The 15,592-nt window shown below is 65.7% G+C and carries 14 protein-coding genes, 1 tRNA gene and 1 rRNA gene; 6 read left to right on the forward strand and 10 right to left on the reverse strand.

Features of this window, described 5'->3' with window-relative positions; translation table 11 throughout:
• Positions 1-190, reverse strand: a 16S ribosomal RNA gene (locus tag NO889_RS14640); the annotation flags it as partial.
• Positions 191-901: 711 nt separating this feature from the next.
• Between NO889_RS14640 and NO889_RS14645 the strand changes: the two genes are divergently transcribed.
• A complete protein-coding gene (locus tag NO889_RS14645; RefSeq protein ID WP_066417002.1) occupies positions 902-1,462 on the forward strand; it encodes a TATA-box-binding protein in 561 nt (186 codons plus the stop codon).
• Positions 1,463-1,482: 20 nt separating this feature from the next.
• Here NO889_RS14645 and NO889_RS14650 read toward each other — a convergent pair whose 3' ends face one another.
• Positions 1,483-2,688 carry a Cdc6/Cdc18 family protein gene (locus NO889_RS14650; protein WP_256412973.1) on the reverse strand — a complete coding sequence of 402 codons (1,206 nt, stop codon included), beginning with the start codon at positions 2,686-2,688 and terminating at the stop codon, positions 1,483-1,485.
• A 928-nt stretch (positions 2,689-3,616) separates the two neighbouring features.
• On the opposite strand from NO889_RS14650, the gene NO889_RS14655 reads away from it, so the two are divergent.
• Positions 3,617-3,781 (forward strand): hypothetical protein, encoded by a 165-nt coding sequence (locus NO889_RS14655; protein ID WP_256412974.1) that lies wholly within the window; start codon positions 3,617-3,619, stop codon positions 3,779-3,781.
• A 288-nt stretch (positions 3,782-4,069) separates the two neighbouring features.
• On the opposite strand, the gene NO889_RS14660 is transcribed toward NO889_RS14655, so the two are convergent.
• Both NO889_RS14660 and NO889_RS14665 read right to left on the reverse strand, forming a co-directional pair.
• Positions 4,070-4,987 (reverse strand): DUF7839 domain-containing protein, encoded by a 918-nt coding sequence (locus NO889_RS14660; RefSeq protein ID WP_256412975.1) that lies wholly within the window; start codon positions 4,985-4,987, stop codon positions 4,070-4,072.
• 269 nt (positions 4,988-5,256) lie between these two features.
• Positions 5,257-5,331, reverse strand: a tRNA-Val gene (locus NO889_RS14665).
• 185 nt (positions 5,332-5,516) lie between these two features.
• Between NO889_RS14665 and NO889_RS14670 the strand changes: the two genes are divergently transcribed.
• The gene (locus NO889_RS14670) at positions 5,517-6,671 is read left to right on the forward strand and encodes a M24 family metallopeptidase (RefSeq protein WP_256412976.1); all 1,155 of its coding nucleotides are present in this window, start codon (positions 5,517-5,519) and stop codon (positions 6,669-6,671) included.
• Between the two features lie 74 nt (positions 6,672-6,745).
• Here the strand turns inward: NO889_RS14670 and NO889_RS14675 are convergent, their stop codons facing one another.
• Complete coding sequence (locus NO889_RS14675; protein WP_256412977.1) at positions 6,746-8,083, reverse strand: PKD domain-containing protein; 1,338 nt, start codon at positions 8,081-8,083, stop codon at positions 6,746-6,748.
• A gap of 321 nt (positions 8,084-8,404) precedes the next feature.
• On the opposite strand from NO889_RS14675, the gene NO889_RS14680 reads away from it, so the two are divergent.
• Complete coding sequence (locus tag NO889_RS14680) at positions 8,405-9,283, forward strand: hypothetical protein (protein ID WP_256412978.1); 879 nt, start codon at positions 8,405-8,407, stop codon at positions 9,281-9,283.
• A gap of 151 nt (positions 9,284-9,434) precedes the next feature.
• A complete protein-coding gene (locus NO889_RS14685) occupies positions 9,435-9,623 on the forward strand; it encodes a multidrug transporter (protein ID WP_256412979.1) in 189 nt (62 codons plus the stop codon).
• Between the two features lie 130 nt (positions 9,624-9,753).
• On the opposite strand, the gene NO889_RS14690 is transcribed toward NO889_RS14685, so the two are convergent.
• From NO889_RS14690 to NO889_RS14710, 5 genes are all read right to left on the reverse strand, one after another.
• Complete coding sequence (locus tag NO889_RS14690) at positions 9,754-9,957, reverse strand: hypothetical protein (RefSeq protein ID WP_256412980.1); 204 nt, start codon at positions 9,955-9,957, stop codon at positions 9,754-9,756.
• Positions 9,958-10,048: 91 nt separating this feature from the next.
• A complete protein-coding gene (locus NO889_RS14695; RefSeq protein WP_256412981.1) occupies positions 10,049-10,882 on the reverse strand; it encodes an ABC transporter permease in 834 nt (277 codons plus the stop codon).
• Entirely contained in the window at positions 10,879-11,868 is a 990-nt protein-coding gene (locus NO889_RS14700) for an ABC transporter permease (RefSeq protein ID WP_256412982.1), read from the reverse strand. Before NO889_RS14700 ends, NO889_RS14695 begins: the two co-directional genes overlap by 4 nt.
• Positions 11,868-13,001 carry an ABC transporter ATP-binding protein gene (locus NO889_RS14705; RefSeq protein WP_256412983.1) on the reverse strand — a complete coding sequence of 378 codons (1,134 nt, stop codon included), beginning with the start codon at positions 12,999-13,001 and terminating at the stop codon, positions 11,868-11,870. The genes NO889_RS14700 and NO889_RS14705 overlap by 1 nt, the downstream gene beginning before the upstream one ends.
• A 1-nt stretch (position 13,002) precedes the next feature.
• Positions 13,003-14,124: an ABC transporter substrate-binding protein gene (locus tag NO889_RS14710; RefSeq protein ID WP_256412984.1), complete on the reverse strand. Its 1,122-nt coding sequence runs from the start codon at positions 14,122-14,124 to the stop codon at positions 13,003-13,005.
• Positions 14,125-14,356: 232 nt separating this feature from the next.
• On the opposite strand from NO889_RS14710, the gene NO889_RS14715 reads away from it, so the two are divergent.
• On the forward strand, positions 14,357-15,526 hold the full coding sequence (locus tag NO889_RS14715) for a pyridoxal phosphate-dependent aminotransferase (protein WP_256412985.1): 1,170 nt from the start codon (positions 14,357-14,359) through the stop codon (positions 15,524-15,526).
• Positions 15,527-15,592: the final 66 nt, after the last annotated feature.

The raw sequence follows: 15,592 nt of genomic DNA on the forward strand, positions 1-15,592 counted from the left end.
GTTTGACACAGTTCTCATTCCAGGTGAACTGTGGTATGCACTATTAGCCTCAGTTTCCCGAGGGTATGGTGCTCCGAAGGGTAGTTTGGCCACGTGTTACTGAGCTATTCGCTACGAGTGTAAACTCGTACAACTAGCATGGCTAAATCGGATCCCAATAGCAATGGCCTCCGGCAGGATCAACCGGAATGACTACCCTCGCGCCTGATTCCCGGCACGAGGGGGGTTATGTTGGCGGGTGTTGACTCGTTGTGTTGTCAACACACCATTGCATGGTCCAATGTGGAGTCCGGTCTCACCGGCGACCCGGATGACACCGAACGTCCACGGCTCACATCAGATCTCCTCTTACGCCGGAGCGCAGGGGGCGAAATCCTCATCCTTCGCGGACCTGAACGTTGTCCAGCATAGGTGATAAACCCATCGGACTTCGTCGGTCCTGCGAAACCGGACCGAATTGAACGGCCCGAGTTCGCGGTGCGTTCTTCGCGTTCGGTTCGAATCGGGGTATACATTTAACCCCGTCGGAACGCGTCGACCGGCCGCCGTCGGCGGCCGGCCGCTGCCCCCACCGCGGGGGCCTTCGCATTCCATTCGAATCGCGGTGTACACTTAACCCCGTCGAACCGAACCCGCCACGTCATGCGGTTTCATGGGACGGATAACCGAGGAAGTGACGGACGAAGAACGGGTCGCCGGAACGGGCGGGCACGTCGGGGATCCCCGACGGATGTGAGGAGCCGTGAGTGGCCCACGGACGTGGCACCGTCAGCGGCGCGACCGATCGGATCCGTCGTGTGCGGTACCTCGGACTCGTGTCGCGTACCGAGGCGGTATCACGTACCGGGTCGTTTATACCACGGGCGTTTATAAGGGAGGGGTTCACATATAAAAGCGAACGATGACGAACCCTGCAGATTCGATCGAGATTCAGAACGTAGTTGCATCGACGGGGATCGGCCAGGAGCTCGACCTGGAGGCGCTCGCGGAGGACCTGCCCGGAGCCGATTTCAATCCGGATAACTTCCCTGGACTCGTTTACCGGACACAGGAGCCGAAGGCGGCGGCACTCATCTTCCGGTCGGGCAAGATCGTCTGCACGGGCGCGAAGAGCATCGACGACGTCCACGAGGCGCTGGGGATCATCTTCGAGAAGCTCCGCGGGCTCCAGATCCCCGTCGAAGAGGATCCGGAGATCACGGTTCAAAACATCGTCTCGAGCGCGGACCTCGGTCACAATCTCAACCTCAACGCGCTCGCGATCGGACTCGGACTGGAGGACGTCGAGTACGAGCCCGAGCAGTTCCCCGGACTCGTCTACCGGATGGACGAGCCGGAGGTGGTGATCCTGCTGTTCGGTAGCGGAAAGATCGTCATTACCGGCGGGAAACGCACCGACGACGCGGAGGGTGCGGTCGAGGAGATCGTCGAGCGGATCGAGGGTCTCGGCCTACTGGGTTGAAGCGGTTCGCGGGGCGCTCGTCAGCCGCCCGCTGCGTCCTCGACGAGAACCTCCTTGACGACGCCGGGGTCCTCGAGGAGTTGATGTTTGGTGTAGCTTCCCTCCGCGCTGCCGCCGCTGTGTTTCGACTGTTCGATGATGTCGAGGAAGGCGTGTTCCTTGAGCAGGTCGCGAACCCGGCGTAACGAGAGGCTGTCGGATCCCTCCTGTCGACAGATGTTCTCGTAGATCTCGTACACGCGGCTGGTTCGAAACCCGTCTTTGCGTTCGTTGGAAAGCGAGAGCAACGCGAGCGCCTGGAGGACGTACCGTGAGTGCGGCGTCGATCCGCGAATGAGTTCGCGGAAGCGATCCGTCTCTGCGCGCTCGCGCGCCTGCGTGACGAACTCCTCTCTGACCGTGGGTTCGCCGTTGGCTTGAGCTATCTCCCCGGCGTACCGGAGGATGTCGATCGCCTTTCGAGCGTCTCCGTGTTCGCGGGCGGCGAGCGCGGCCGCTCGCGGGATCGTCGACGCCTCGAGAACGTCGTCGTGGAACGCGTCGGATCGGGCCTGCATGATCGCCCGGAGCTGGTTCGCGTCGTAGGGGGGAAAGACGAACTCGCGTTCACAGAGGCTCGATTTGACCCGCTCGTCCATCCGATCCTTGTACTGGATCTTGTTACTGATCCCGACGACGCCGAGTTTACAGTCGGTGATCTTCCCGGCCTCGCCGGCGCGGGACAGCTGCATCAGGATCGCGTCGTCGTCGAGCTTGTCGATTTCGTCGAGAATGATCAGGACGACGTCGTACCGCTGATCGAGGATCCGCCAGAGTCGCTTGTAGTACGTCGACGTCGAGAGCCCCTTGTCGGGGACGTTGATCCCGGTGGCTTCGGGGTCGTTCACGCCCTCGGCGATGGTCTGGACGGCCTGGGTCTCGGTCGTGTCCTGTGCGCAGTCGACGTACGCGAAGGTCGCGTTGACCCCCTCCTCGCCCGCGGTCGACACGAGTCGCTTCGAGACGTACTTCGCACAGAGGGATTTCCCCGTCCCGGTCTTTCCGTAGAGGAGGACGTTGCTCGGGCTCTGGCCGAAGATCGCGGGGTTGACCGCGGTGGCCAGATCGGCGATCTCGTCGTCGCGGCCGACGATCCGACCCTCACCGGGGAGGTGGCTGATCTCGAGGAGTTCCTTGTTGGCGAAGATCGGGTCCTCCCTCGTGAAGAGATCGTCCGCTGCGTCCATAGGTGAGACACCGCGTTTCCGGTGAAATACGTTCTGTTTTCCTCGCCTCGTCACCCCGGCTGGGGAAGGAGCGGGACGAATTCACGAAGAGGGCCGAGACGGTTTTGCCGCGGCATGGTTCGGTCAATACAGGTGAAGAAGCGGGAGATTCGCGGTGCGGTGGCGCGCCGGTGAGTGCCGCGGAGCGGCACGAACCGCCCGCGAGGGATGCCGCGAGCGCTGAAAGCGCGAGCGGCGAGGCTGGGGAGGCGTGAGGTGCGGGATGGTAGCGGTCGGGTGGGGCTCAACGGGGCAGTCGCGATTCCCGCGAGCGTGAGCGAGCGGGAAGTCGAGAGACGAAGTCTCTCGGAAGGACGAAGCTCGACGACGTAAGCACTGGAAGGAACGAACGGAGTGACTGAAGCGCACAACGAGTCGCGTGAGTCCTCGCGGCTGGGGCTTTGGAGGCGTTCTCCGCAGTCGGTTGTTTCACCGCGTACAGCCGAGCGGCTGGAGCCTTGGACGTGTTCACCGCCCCAGCAACGATCCCGTTCTGTCCATCCCATTTCCCACCGAAACACCCGTTCTACTAGCACGCTCGATCTAGCGGCCGTTCCGTACGGAAGTCCGCGTGAAAGAACGGCTTGATGAAGCCGTAGAGACACACACCGTGTTTCCGGTGAAATGGGGTGATCGGTGGGACGTGGGATTCACCGGAAACGAGGTGTGGTACGGAACGTGGATCCGCGAGAACGAGGCAGACGGGGCGAATCGAGCCGATGGGACCTCCGAGAGCCCGCCCGCAAGCCGCGAGCCGTGAAGGAATCCGTCGGATGAACGCATAACTCACCGCCGAAACGCGGCTGATCCGTCACGAATTCGCAGAACCCCGAAATCGATCGCCGTTCACGGAACGACCTCGGTTACTGGCCGGTCACTATCGGGACGAATGGACGGCGAGAACGCGCGACGCACCCTCATCAGTCGTGTCTACCCCTCCGTCACCAGCCGCGTCCACCACTACGCTATCGGAACCAGACTCACTATCGGAATCACGATCACCGCCACCATCGACGTGGATAGATCGGCCCTTCCATCGTATCCCGAGCTGTGACTACACGTCGTTCGTCTAATGACTACACAGAACTTACTGGAATATTCTCATAAGATGTATTTATAGATACTGGAATCCAACAAGAAACGGATCGCTTCTCAGCGCACCATGAGGGGATCCCCGAGACGGGATTGCCCCAGACCAACCCGCTCCAACCCAACCCAACACCGTTTCACCGGAAACACGGTGTGTCCCTCAACCGCACCAGCAACGTGTCCGAGTCGAGCCCCGAGTCGAGCGGGAGGTCGAGAGAATCGAGGGGGCGAGAGAATCGAAAGGCCAGAAGGATCAGGAAGAGTCGCCGACCGGGTCGTGTACCTCGTATCGTACCCCGCTTTCTCGGAGTTGCGTCGTGTGACGCGAGAGTTCGTCACTGGAGACGAGGAGGAGCACGTCCAGTCCGCGGAGCGCGGCCTGTGGCACGGCGTCGACCGTTCCGAAACGGATAGCCGGCCGGATCCCGGCCCGCATCGCCAGCGCGTACGCCTCCGTGCCGGCTATCGCGACGAACCCTTCGTCTACGCGGTCAGTCACGACCTCGACCGACGGCGGCTCACCTTCGGTCACGACCGGAACGGGGATCACGGTCACGACGCCCGGATCGTACTCGACGACGCCCTCGAATTCGGTCACGCCGACGGCCTCCCCGGCCGCCCCGTCGGTGACGGCGACGGCGGTTGCCGGGTCATCGCCGTCAACCGGAGCGTTCCCGTCAACCGGAGCGTTCCCGTCAACTGGAGCGTCCTGATCCGGAAGCGACCCCGTGCCGACCGTCGTTCCCTCTCTCTCGTTCGTCACTATTCCGTCGGCGGTCGCGTGAAGGATCCCGTCGCGCATGGTCAGTCGGACCTCGTCGCCCTCCGAGATCGGATCGGCGGCGATCGCGGCGTCGACGTCGACGCTCCCGAGCACGTCCTCCGAGACGCGGGAGACGAACTCCGAGAGCGCGTCCGTCCGCGTGATCAGCCAGTCGACGCCCTCCTTCGTCACCTCGTATCTCCCTCGACCCCGTTTCTCCACGTACCCCCGGTCGACGAGCTCGCGAACGTAATCGCTCACGGCCTGTGAGGTGACTCCGAGCACGTCGGCGATCTCTCCCTGGCTCACCGCCGGCTGACGGGCCGCGATCTCGACGAGCACCCGATACTTGCTGGCGTCGCGCTTGTTATCCAGTACCCGCGGGGCGACGGCTCCCTCGTCGTCCATGGCAACTGTACTAGTGTTGAAGACAAGTATGTTTGGTATGAGTACGGACGGGGGGCGTGAGTGCGGATTCAAGTACGGATGGGTGGCGTAAGTGCGGATGGATGGCTCCGGAACCGACGGCCCCGCGTCCGAGAAGCCACTATCTACGCTACCCAACGACTCAAGCAGTAGAGAAGCCAGACAGCGAGGAATTCAACTACTAGAGGATCATTGCGACGCTACGGCTCACCGCCGTCGCTCGCCATTTGGGTCCAGGTTCGGAAAGAGAGTGGGTTGGGGCGGATTTGAACCGCCGGCCTCCTCCATGTCAAGGAGGTGTCATAACCGGGCTAGACTACCAACCCGCCGGGGCTCACTGACGCATCTCGTCGTTTCCGGGGGACGTAATTGAACCTTTCGTTTCGGGGGCCCGCGAGACGATCGCGGGCCCGAATCGGTGACTGCGCGGCAGCGCGCCCCCGACGGCTTCCGGCCGTTCGGCGCAGACGGCTTTCGACCGGTTTTACTGCGTCGACGCGAGCCGTCTCGTATGGTCGATCTCTCCGCTCGTGCGGACCGGTTGGAGGAGTACCTCGACGCCCGCGGGCTCGAGGCCGCATGGTTCGCCGAGCCCAACGGATTCGCGTGGCTCACCGGCGGCGACAACGTCGTCGACGCCGACGCGTCACACGGAGTCGCCGCCGCCGGTTACGACGGCGCATTCCGCGTGATCACCGACAACATCGAGTCCCACCGGCTCGCCGACGAACAGCTCCCGGACGCGTTCGCGATCGAGTCCTTCCCGTGGTACGCCGACTCCCTCGCGGGGGCCGTGGCCGACCGGTCCCCCCTCCCCGCCGCCGTCGACTTCGCCGGGCCCGAGTTCGCTGGGCCAGACTTCGAGCCGGTCGAGGCGAGCCGGCTCCGCCAGCCGCTCACCGACGACGACGTGGACCGCTACCGCGAGCTGGGTCGCGAGGCCGCAGCGGCCCTCGAGACCGTCTGCCGGAACCTCGAGCCGGAGGACCCCGAGTACGAGGTGGCCGCGGGGATCGACATCTCGCTCTCCTCGCGGGACGTGAACACGCCGGTGGTGCTCGTGGGGGGCGCAGAGCGCGCACAGTCGTACCGCCACTACGTCCCCACCGACGAACCCCTCGGCGAGTACGCGCTCGTCTCGATCACCGCCGAGCGCGGCGGGTTGTACGTCTCGCTCACCCGTACCGTCGCGTTCGACGCCCCCGACTGGCTCGAGGACCGCCACCGGGCGGCCGCACGCGTCGAGGCCACGGCGCTCGCCGCCACCCGCGCGGCCGCCGCGGGCGACCTCGGCGCGGGCGACGACTCCGGAACGGGCGACGGTCCCGGAACCGCCGGCGACGTCTTCGGGGCGATCCGCGAGGCGTACGACGCCGTGGGCTTCGCCGGGGAGTGGAAACACCACCACCAGGGCGGGGCGGCCGGCTACGCGGGACGCGAGTGGATCGCGCGACCCGACGGCGACGAGCGCGTGATCGCGCCGATGGGATACGCCTGGAATCCGACCGTGGCCGGCGCGAAGAGCGAGGACACGTACCTCGTCGGCGACGACCGCCACGAACTGCTCACGAAGACCGGCCAGTGGCCCACACACGCGGTCGAGTCGGTCCCCGTCGACGGCGTCCCCGCGGAGACGTTCGAGCGGCACGCCCCGGTGATCCGCTGAGTGGACACGCCCCTGTGATCCGCTGAGTGGGCAGGTGTCGACCGCTCGGCGGTCATCGCCGCTACTCGCCGACGCTACGTATCCGTGGATTCTACGGAGCCGTCGTCGGCCTCACCGTGCCGTTTGAGCAGGTACCCACCCCCGCCCAGGGCCGCGAGCCCGCTCGAGACGCCGAATCCGGGGACTTCGATCGTCGATTGGCCCTCCGCAACGGGAACGGTCTTGACGACGCTCGCGCTCTCGTCTCGGTCGTCGGTGACCGTAAGGCGGACGTTGTATCCGCCGGGATCGGCGTACGTGTTGGTCACCGTCTCGCCGGTTCCCGTCTCCCCGTTGCCGAACTCCCACTCGTAACTGACGATCTCTCCGCTCTCCGCGGTGGAATCGGCAGCGTTGAACGCGATCTGCGTTTCTACCGCCGGCTCCGACGGCTCGTACTCGAACACGGCGGTGGGCTCCGCCGATCCTGATCCGCCGGACTCGCCACCGTCGCCGTCCGCGTCCTCGCCACCGTCGTCTCCGCCGCCACTTCCATCGCCGTCGTCTCCGCCGCCACTTCCATCGCCGTCGTCTCCGTCGCCACTTCCATCGCCGTCCTCTCCGCTGCCGTTCGAGTAGATCCGTTCGATCTCCGCCGCGGATAATCCGACATCGTAGATCCGCAGATCGGAGAGTTTCCCCACGAGGAGGTCGTACCAGTCGGGGTTCCCCGTTCCGTACCAGCTCCCGATCGTCTGATTCGACCAGTAGTTCGTGTTCCGCGGGCTGTATCCGTCCATGTCGTCGTCGACGAATCGTTCCTCGCCGTCGAGGTGAAATCGGATCGACTTCTCCGGCTCCACGACGAAGGCGAAGTGGTGCCACCGCCCGACGGAGGCGTACAGCTCGTCGTCGGCGTGATCGACCGTGCTGTAGCTCTCGCCCCCGCCGAGATCATTGATCCCGAAGATGAACTCCACCGTTCCGTCCTCCTCCGTGTCCGGCGTCGCGAGGAGCGTGTACTCCGCGTCGTTCCGCAGGATGTGGTGGTTCGCAGGGTCGTTATTCGGTCTGCCGCCCTCCGCTCGATCGAAGTAAACCCAGCCGGAGACCGTGGTGGGGCTCACCCCGGATTCGACGAAACTCATCTCCGGGTTGTCCTCCCCGCTTCCGATCTGGATCCCGTCGTCTCCGTCGAATCGGACGCCACGCCGGCCGTCGTACCGCCCGACGGTCGGATCCCCGTAGGCTGCCTTCCCGTCAATGCTGCCGACCGCGTCCGCGAACCCGCTCGTGAACGGCCATCGGGCGATCAGGTCCCCGCCGCGAACGAGCTGTTGACCCGTCGCCCCGCCGGAGACCGCGGCAGCGACGAGAGCGCCGCCGACCGTCGCCCGCAACACGTTTCGTCGAGTGAGGTCGCTACCGACCATCCGAACCACCCTTCCGAACGACCCCGTGGAAACGATCGAGACATCGATCGAACGACCCTCCAGCTCCGAAACCGGCGAGCAGACCACGATTCATGACGGTGTATAGACGTGATTCCGTTACCCCAATATACCTTTGCCGGTGGCGTCTCCTTTGCCAACGATCGGACGCGACCGGATCGACGTTCGGTCGGATCGACGTTCGGCCTGATCGACGTTCGGCCAGATCGACGTTCGGCCGGATCGACGCTCGGTCGTGCGGCGCGGTGCGTTCGCTCCGTTCGCGGGGGAAGTTTCATAGCGATGGAATCCGACGTGTCTCTCATGTCAGACGAGCCGTACCGTGGACCTCGCTCGGCGCTCGAGGCCGCGGCCGAGAGGCGGGGGATCGACGACCCGAGCCCGGACGCGGGGCCACGGGTCGCGCGAGTCCCCGAGTCGCACGCCCACGACACCTTCGAAGTGGGCGGACTGGAGACGAAACGCGAGGAGACGCTGTTGCAGGCGGTGCTCGCCGACCACGACGGGGTCAGCGCCGCCTCGGCGACCCAGCGCAACGGGACGGTCGGCGTCCATCACGATTCGTCCGTCTCGCGGGCCGACCTCAGGGAGCTACTGGAGTCGTACGACCTCGCGGTCGCTCCGGGGGACGAGGCGTTCGCGAGCCGTCGCGAGTCGCAGTTCGCCTCCGCCCGCGTCGCCGTCGCGGTGCTGTTCGGCCTCATGGTCGCGACGCCGTACGTCGCGGTGTTGTACCCAACCCGCCTCGAGTGGCTCTTTTATGACCCGGTCACCGTCGAGTACCTCCGGTCGATCCTCGACTCGCGGGTGGCGACGCACTTCTTCGTCAACCTCGCCACGCTGTCGGGCGTCGCGTTCCTCGTCGCCTGCGGACCGGCGATCCGCAGGGGGGTCGCGGCGGCGACCGAGGGACGGGTCACTCGCGAACTCGCGTTCGTCGTCGGGATCTGTGCCGTCTTCGGCTACAGCACCCTCGCGGCGTTCACCGGCTTCGACGGGGCGGTCCACTACGACCTCGTCGCGTACGCGGTCGCGGGGGTCACGGTCTGGAACCACTTCGCGACCGAGGAGGCGTCCGTCGAGCGGCGCGCGACGGAACCGGAGGTCGCAGCGAGCGGGACGGAGCAGGCTACGGATGCGGACGCCGACGACCGCGTCGCGCTGACTGACGGCGGGCGATAGGTCGGGACGGTTCGGCTCCGTTCGTCCGGCTTCGTTCGTCCGGCTTCGTTCGGTTCCCTTGAAACCCTCCGCGAATGACCGGTTCTGATCCGGGTGCGGTCGATACGGGCATGGAGCTTTTCACGTGAGCCGAGTACCATACACAGCAAGGATGGCCTCCGGATCTCGAGACCGATCGCCCGCACTCACCGTCTTCGGAATCCTCGTAGCTATCGTCGCGATCGCGGGAACGCAGTTCTTCGGATGGGAGTGGGAAACCGGGGGCCTCGTTCCGACGATCGTCGGCGTCGTCGTCGCCGGCATCGCCGTCGCAGTCGTCGTCAGGCGAGTCGTCGAGTGAAAACCGTGTTCCGTCGATATCCGCTTTGACCACCGGAGCCGTTCGCGCTCGTTTCTCGAACGTTCACGATGAGGTCGAGTGCGGGTCGTCTCGAACAGACGGCACTCCGCTACCAACAGACGGCACTCCGCTACCCGATGTACGCGTGGCCGACGACGGCGACGAGCAACGCGGCGACGACGATCCACGCGAACGGCTCCGCGGCGAGCAGCGCGAACGGACGGAGTACGGACTCGTCGAACCCGAAGAGCAGGCCGGCGACGACCACCGCCGCGACCACGGTCGACGCGACGACCGCAGAGATGCCGAAAAGCGCGGCGTCCGATGCGTCCATACCCGTTCTGTGGCGGCGAAGGCCAAAAACGTCCCGTCACCGCACCGCCATGGGGCGGGTTCCGCGCCGCGTCCGCGATACGCGATCAGCGTCAGCGACGCGCGATCAGGTCGACGCGCGTGAGCGAGACGGCCGCGAGCACCATCGACACCGCCACCGCGAGAAAGACCACGCTGATGACGTTCACCTCCGGCGTCACGTTGTACCGGATCTGGTTCCAGATGTACACCGGCAGCGTCGGATCTCCGGACCCCTTCACGAAGTAGGTGTAGACGAACTCGTTAAACGAGAGGGTGAACGCGAGCAGGCCGCCCGCGACGATCCCCGGAAAGACGTTCGGCAGGGTGACCTGCCGGAAGGTCTCGAACTCGTCGGCCCCGAGGTCCTTCGAGGCCTCCTCGAGACGCCTGTCGAAGGACATGAACGTCGGGAGGATGACCAGCGTCGCGAACGGGATCGTCCGGATCACGTGGGCGATCACCACCGACACGTAGTCGGGAAGCCCGAGCGTGCCGTTGAAGAACAACACCATGGCGATCCCGGTCACCACGAGCGGGACGATGATCGGCAGCGTCGCGAGCAGCTGGAGCCAGCTCCGTCCGGGAAAGACGTACCGGTCGACGGCGTACGCGATCATCGTCGACAGCGCGACCGAGATCCCCGTCGCGGGGATCGAGATGGTCAGCGTCGTGACGATGGCGTCGAGCGCGGCGTCGTTCGAGAGGAAGACCCTGTACCACCGGAGCGTGAGCTGGTCCGGCGGGAACGATAACACGCCGCCGTCCGCGAACGACATGAACACGAGCACGGCGATCGGCAGCCAGAGGAACGCGAGCACCGCGACGATCACGACCGTGGCCATGCGCGAGGCGTGCGCCTGCGCGAACCGCTCGAACGGGGCCGTGACCCGATCGACCGCGCTCACGACGTCTCACCCCCGGCTCCGAAGAGACCGCCGCCCAGCCGCGTCGCGAGCACCAGAAGCACCACCACGACGACCGAGATCACGATCCCGATGGCCGCGCCGAACGGCCAGTTGAAGGCGCTCTTGAACTGGTTTTCGATCACCATCCCGATCATGATGTTGTTCGTCCCTCCGAGCAACCGCGGCGTGATGAACGACCCGAACGTCGGGATGAACACCAACACGATCCCGGTGATCACGCCGTTTATCGTCATCGGCAGCGTGACCGAGAGGAACGTCCGGATCGGTCCCGCACCGAGGTCCTTCGACGCCTCGATGAGGTCGCCATCGAGGTTCGTCAACGAGGCGTAAAACGGCAACACCGCGAGCGGTAGCCAGACGTACGTGAACCCGATGAGCACGGCGGTGTCGGTGTACAAAAGCGAGAGCGCCGGCAGCCCGGCGAGGTTCAGGGTCGAGTCCAAGACGCCGTCGCTCTGGAGGATGTTGATCCACGCGTACATCCGGATGATGTAGCTGGTCCAGAACGGCAGGATGACGAGGAGGAGAAGCAGCGTCGTCCGCCGCGAGAACCGGACGATGCTGTACGCTAATCCGTACCCGACGCCCGCGACGATCGCGGTCACCTGAACGCTGATCAGGAACGTCCGCCAGACGACCGTGAGGTACGTCTCCGAGGTGAGGAAGCCGGTGTAGTTACGTAGCGTCCAGGCCCCGCCGATCCGGTCGGCCTGAAACGAGACGACGAGCATCGCGAGAAGCGGGATCGCGAAGAAGAACAGCAGGATCCCGTAGGGCGGCCCGGCGATCGAGAGCGTCCGGAGTCTCGGGCGTTCACGGAGGAAGGTCGTGAGGTCGCTCACGCGGCCGTCGACGCCGGACGCGGTCCCGCCGTCCGTGGCGACCTCGCGGTCGGTCCCGGCGACCGTCTCCCCGTCGCCGGATGGGGAGACGCGCTCGTCGTCGGAACGCGGCGACTCCGCCATTAGGACCCTCCGTCGCGGTCGTCCGCGGGCTCCTCGCCGTCGCGGCGGTAGACGTGGACGTCCGCCGCGTCCCACGCGACCGTAACGCGATCGTCGACGTCGAAGGCGGCGGACCTGACCTCGGCTGACAGGCGACCCCACCGGTCCGTCTCGATCCCGTACTGCGAGTCGCTCCCTTGGTAGCTCCGGCTCCGAACGACCCCGGTCGTCGAGAATTCACCGGCAACGAGCGCGTCGCCGGCGGAATCGTCGACGTCGGTCGGTTCGACGCGCACCTGGAACGGCCGGATACAGACGTCGACCGCGTCGTCGACCGCGAGGTCCTCGACCGCGGCGTCCCGCGGGATCGACACCTCACCGCCGTCGACGTCGAGACCGATCGTCCCGTCGTCGACGGCGGTGACGCGCCCCTCCACGGCGTTGACGTCGCCGATGAAGTCCGCGACGAACCGGCTCGCGGGTTCCTCGTACAGCTCCTCCACCGTCCCGACCTGTTGGATCTCGCCGTCGTCGAGGACGACGAGCCGGTCGGAGACCGCGAGCGCGACCTCCTGGTCGTGGGTGACGTAGAGGAAGGTCGTCTCCGTCTCGACCTGGATGCGCTGGAGTTCGCTTTGCATGTGCTGGCGGAGCTTGCGGTCGAGCGAGGAGAGCGGCTCGTCGAACAACACGAGCGCCGGCTCGTTGACGAGCGCGCGGGCCAGCGCGACCCGCTGTTGTTCCCCGCCGGAGAGCTCCGTGGGGGTGCGGTCGCCGTACCCTTCCAGGCGAACCATCTCCAGCATGCGCTCCGTCCGTTCACGGCGCTCGTCCGCCGGGACGCCGGACTGCTTCAGACCGTAGCCGATGTTCTCCGCGACCGTGAGATGCGGGAACAGCGCGAGGTCCTGAAACACCATGTTCACGTCGCGCTCGAACGGCGGCGATCCGACGATCTCGACGTCGTCGAGGGCGATCTCTCCCTCCGTGGGCTCCTCGAACCCCGCGACCATCCGGAGCACCGTCGACTTCCCGGACCCGCTGGGGCCGAGAATGGAGACGAACTCGCCGTCCGCCACGTCGAAGTCCACGTCGTCGACGGCGACCAGGTCGCCGAACTCCTTCGTCAGCCCGCGGACGCGCAGCAGCGACATTCTAGGCGGCCTTGACCGCCGTCCAGATCTCGTCGTATCGCGAGCGGACCTCGTCGGAGAGGGTCTCGGAGAAGACGAGATCCCACTCGTCGGGCCAGTTCGTGAACTCGGCGTCCTCCTCGGAGAGCTCGTCGCTGATGTCGACGGCGGGCTGGTACCCCATCGTCTCGAACAGCTGTGCCGCGTTCTCCGTCTCGCTGGCCCAGTTGGTGAACTGGAGGCTCGCGATCGGGTTCGGCGCGCCCTTCGGAATGACGAAGAGGTCGCTCGTGTACATCGCCCCCTCCTGGGGCGCGGTGTAGTGGACCGGCGCGTCCTCCTGGAACCGGGCCGTGTACGTCCGCCCCATCGTGAGCGGGCCGGCCACGACGTCCTCGTTGACGAAGAGGCTCATCCCCTGCTGGTAGTCGCCCCAGTAGGTCTGAAGCAAGGGCTTCTGCTGGATCAGGACCTCCTCGATCTCGTCGTAGTCGTCGGGCTGGATCGGGTCCTGTCCGGTGTACAGCGCGGCGATCTGACAGGAGACGGTCGCGTTGTCCCACATACAGAGGTCCCCCTCGTGTTCCTCGTCCCAGAGGACGCCCCAGGAGTCGGGTGCCGAGTCGAAGTACTCGTCGTTGTACGTGAGCGGGTACAACACCAGCGACTCCGGGACTCCGTACACCGACCCGTCCTGCTGGTAGGAGCTCGCCTCCTTGATCCGGTCCGTGATGTTGTCCCAGGCGGGCATGACGTCGACCGGGATCTCGTGGAGGAAGTCGTTCTCGATGGAGCGTTCGACCCAGTTCGTCGTGGCGGCGATGTTGTCGATCTCGTCGTTGCCGGCCTGGAGCTGGGAGTACCACTGGTCCGCCGAGGAGTATCCGGAGTTGCTCACGTCCACGTCGAACTCCTCGCCGAAGGCGTCGATCGCGTACTCCGCCCAGGAGTCGTACCAGTTCCACAGGTTCAGGTTCGACTCGAGGTCCTCGGGCGGCCACTCCGTGACGTCCATCGGAACCCGGTCGCCCCCGCCGCCCCCGCCGCCGAGACAGCCGGCGGCGGCCGCGGCACCCGTCGTCACCGCGCCCTGAAGGAAGCGGCGGCGCTTCAGACTCGTCGACCCGTCGGTCACTTTACGCATGCCGTCCCTCCGTCGTACGATCCGTCATCGGAGCTCGAAACTCGTGAGCCATCACGTGCGACAAACCACGATCCTCCGTGATAAGGGTATCGAGGACGAGAGTCGATCACACGCCGTCGGCGGTCGTCGAGCGGCGAAAGACGACTACGGTGTCTGTCGATCCGAATCATCGATCACGGGGGTCGGTTCCGAAACCGCGTCCGTTTTGCTGGTCGCCTCGGTAGCGGGGTGTATGACCTTCGAGAACGCGTTCGGTCGGTCGCTCGGGAGCCGCCGCGTCGGCGGGATGAACGAGTCGGTCATCCGGGAGATGACTCGTGAGGCCCACCGTCACGAGGCGATCAACCTCTCGCAGGGGATCCCGGACGAGGACGAGACGCCGCCGTCGGTCAAACGGGCGGCGAGGGAGGCGATCGACACGGACAGCCAGTACACCATCACCTGGGGACTCCCCGCGCTCCGGGAGGCGGTCGCCGACCGCTACGCCGACTGGAAGGGGATCGAGTACGACCCGGAGACGGAGGTCACGATCACGAGCGGGACGAGCGAGGGGCTCATGTCCGCGCTCTTGGCGCTGTGTGACCCCGGCGACGGCGTCGTCTACTTCGAGCCGACCTACGAGAGCTACATCCCCGGCGTCCAGTTCGCCGAGGGGACCCCCGTCCCGATCGACATCACCGACGGGCTGGCCGTCGAGGCGGACGCGCTCCGTTCGGCGGCCGCCGGCGCGTCGATCCTGATCTTGAACCACCCGCACAACCCCACCGGGAAGGTGTTCACGCCGGACGAGCTCGAGCTGATCGCGGAGGTCGCCGTCGAGGAGGACCTGATCGTGATTACCGACGAGATCTACGAGCACATCGTCTACGCGGACCACTACCGCAGCCCGGTGACCGTCGACGGGCTCGCCGAGCGCACCGTCGTCTGTACGGGGATGTCGAAGACGTACTCCGTCACCGGGTGGCGCGTCGGGTTCGTGCTCGCGCCCGAGCCGCTCTCGGCGGAGCTGCGGAAGTTCCACGACTACACGAGCATCTGCGCGCCGACGCCGTTCCAGCACGCCGGCGTCGAGGCGCTCTCGTTGCCCGAGAGCTACTACACGGACCTGTCCGACTCCTACGAGCGCCGACGCGAGCAGCTGTACGACGGCCTCCGGTCGGTCGGGCTCGACCCCGTCAAACCCGACGGAGCCTACTACATGCTGACGCGCTATCCGACCGACGAGGACGACACGGAGTTCTGCTTCCGGCTCATCCGCGAGGCGGGCGTCGCAGCGGTCCCCGGAAGCAGCTTCTACACCGACGAGGGCGAGGAGTGGGTCCGGTTCACCTTCTCGCGGAACGAGGAGACGATCGACCGCGCGATCGACCGCCTCGACGAGAGCCGGTTCTGGGAGGCGTAGGGTCGTTCGTTCGGGAACCATGGTGGTTTCGTTGAAAAGAACCGATCGAAAGCGGAACGAAACGTG

Origin of the sequence: Halorubrum rubrum (assembly GCF_024494685.1) — an archaeon.
Lineage (GTDB): Archaea > Halobacteriota > Halobacteria > Halobacteriales > Haloferacaceae > Halorubrum > Halorubrum rubrum.

Coding starts and splice junctions, on each gene's coding strand:
- NO889_RS14705 (WP_256412983.1), bottom strand. CDS start 13,001: ATGTCGCTGCTGCGCGTCCGCGGGCTGACGAAGGAGTTCGGCGACCTG.
- NO889_RS14645 (WP_066417002.1), top strand. CDS start 902: ATGACGAACCCTGCAGATTCGATCGAGATTCAGAACGTAGTTGCATCG.
- NO889_RS14650 (WP_256412973.1), bottom strand. CDS start 2,688: ATGGACGCAGCGGACGATCTCTTCACGAGGGAGGACCCGATCTTCGCC.
- NO889_RS14685 (WP_256412979.1), top strand. CDS start 9,435: ATGGCCTCCGGATCTCGAGACCGATCGCCCGCACTCACCGTCTTCGGA.
- NO889_RS14710 (WP_256412984.1), bottom strand. CDS start 14,124: ATGCGTAAAGTGACCGACGGGTCGACGAGTCTGAAGCGCCGCCGCTTC.
- NO889_RS14675 (WP_256412977.1), bottom strand. CDS start 8,083: ATGGTCGGTAGCGACCTCACTCGACGAAACGTGTTGCGGGCGACGGTC.
- NO889_RS14690 (WP_256412980.1), bottom strand. CDS start 9,957: ATGGACGCATCGGACGCCGCGCTTTTCGGCATCTCTGCGGTCGTCGCG.
- NO889_RS14660 (WP_256412975.1), bottom strand. CDS start 4,987: ATGGACGACGAGGGAGCCGTCGCCCCGCGGGTACTGGATAACAAGCGC.
- NO889_RS14655 (WP_256412974.1), top strand. CDS start 3,617: ATGGACGGCGAGAACGCGCGACGCACCCTCATCAGTCGTGTCTACCCC.
- NO889_RS14700 (WP_256412982.1), bottom strand. CDS start 11,868: ATGGCGGAGTCGCCGCGTTCCGACGACGAGCGCGTCTCCCCATCCGGC.
- NO889_RS14715 (WP_256412985.1), top strand. CDS start 14,357: ATGACCTTCGAGAACGCGTTCGGTCGGTCGCTCGGGAGCCGCCGCGTC.
- NO889_RS14670 (WP_256412976.1), top strand. CDS start 5,517: ATGGTCGATCTCTCCGCTCGTGCGGACCGGTTGGAGGAGTACCTCGAC.
- NO889_RS14680 (WP_256412978.1), top strand. CDS start 8,405: ATGTCAGACGAGCCGTACCGTGGACCTCGCTCGGCGCTCGAGGCCGCG.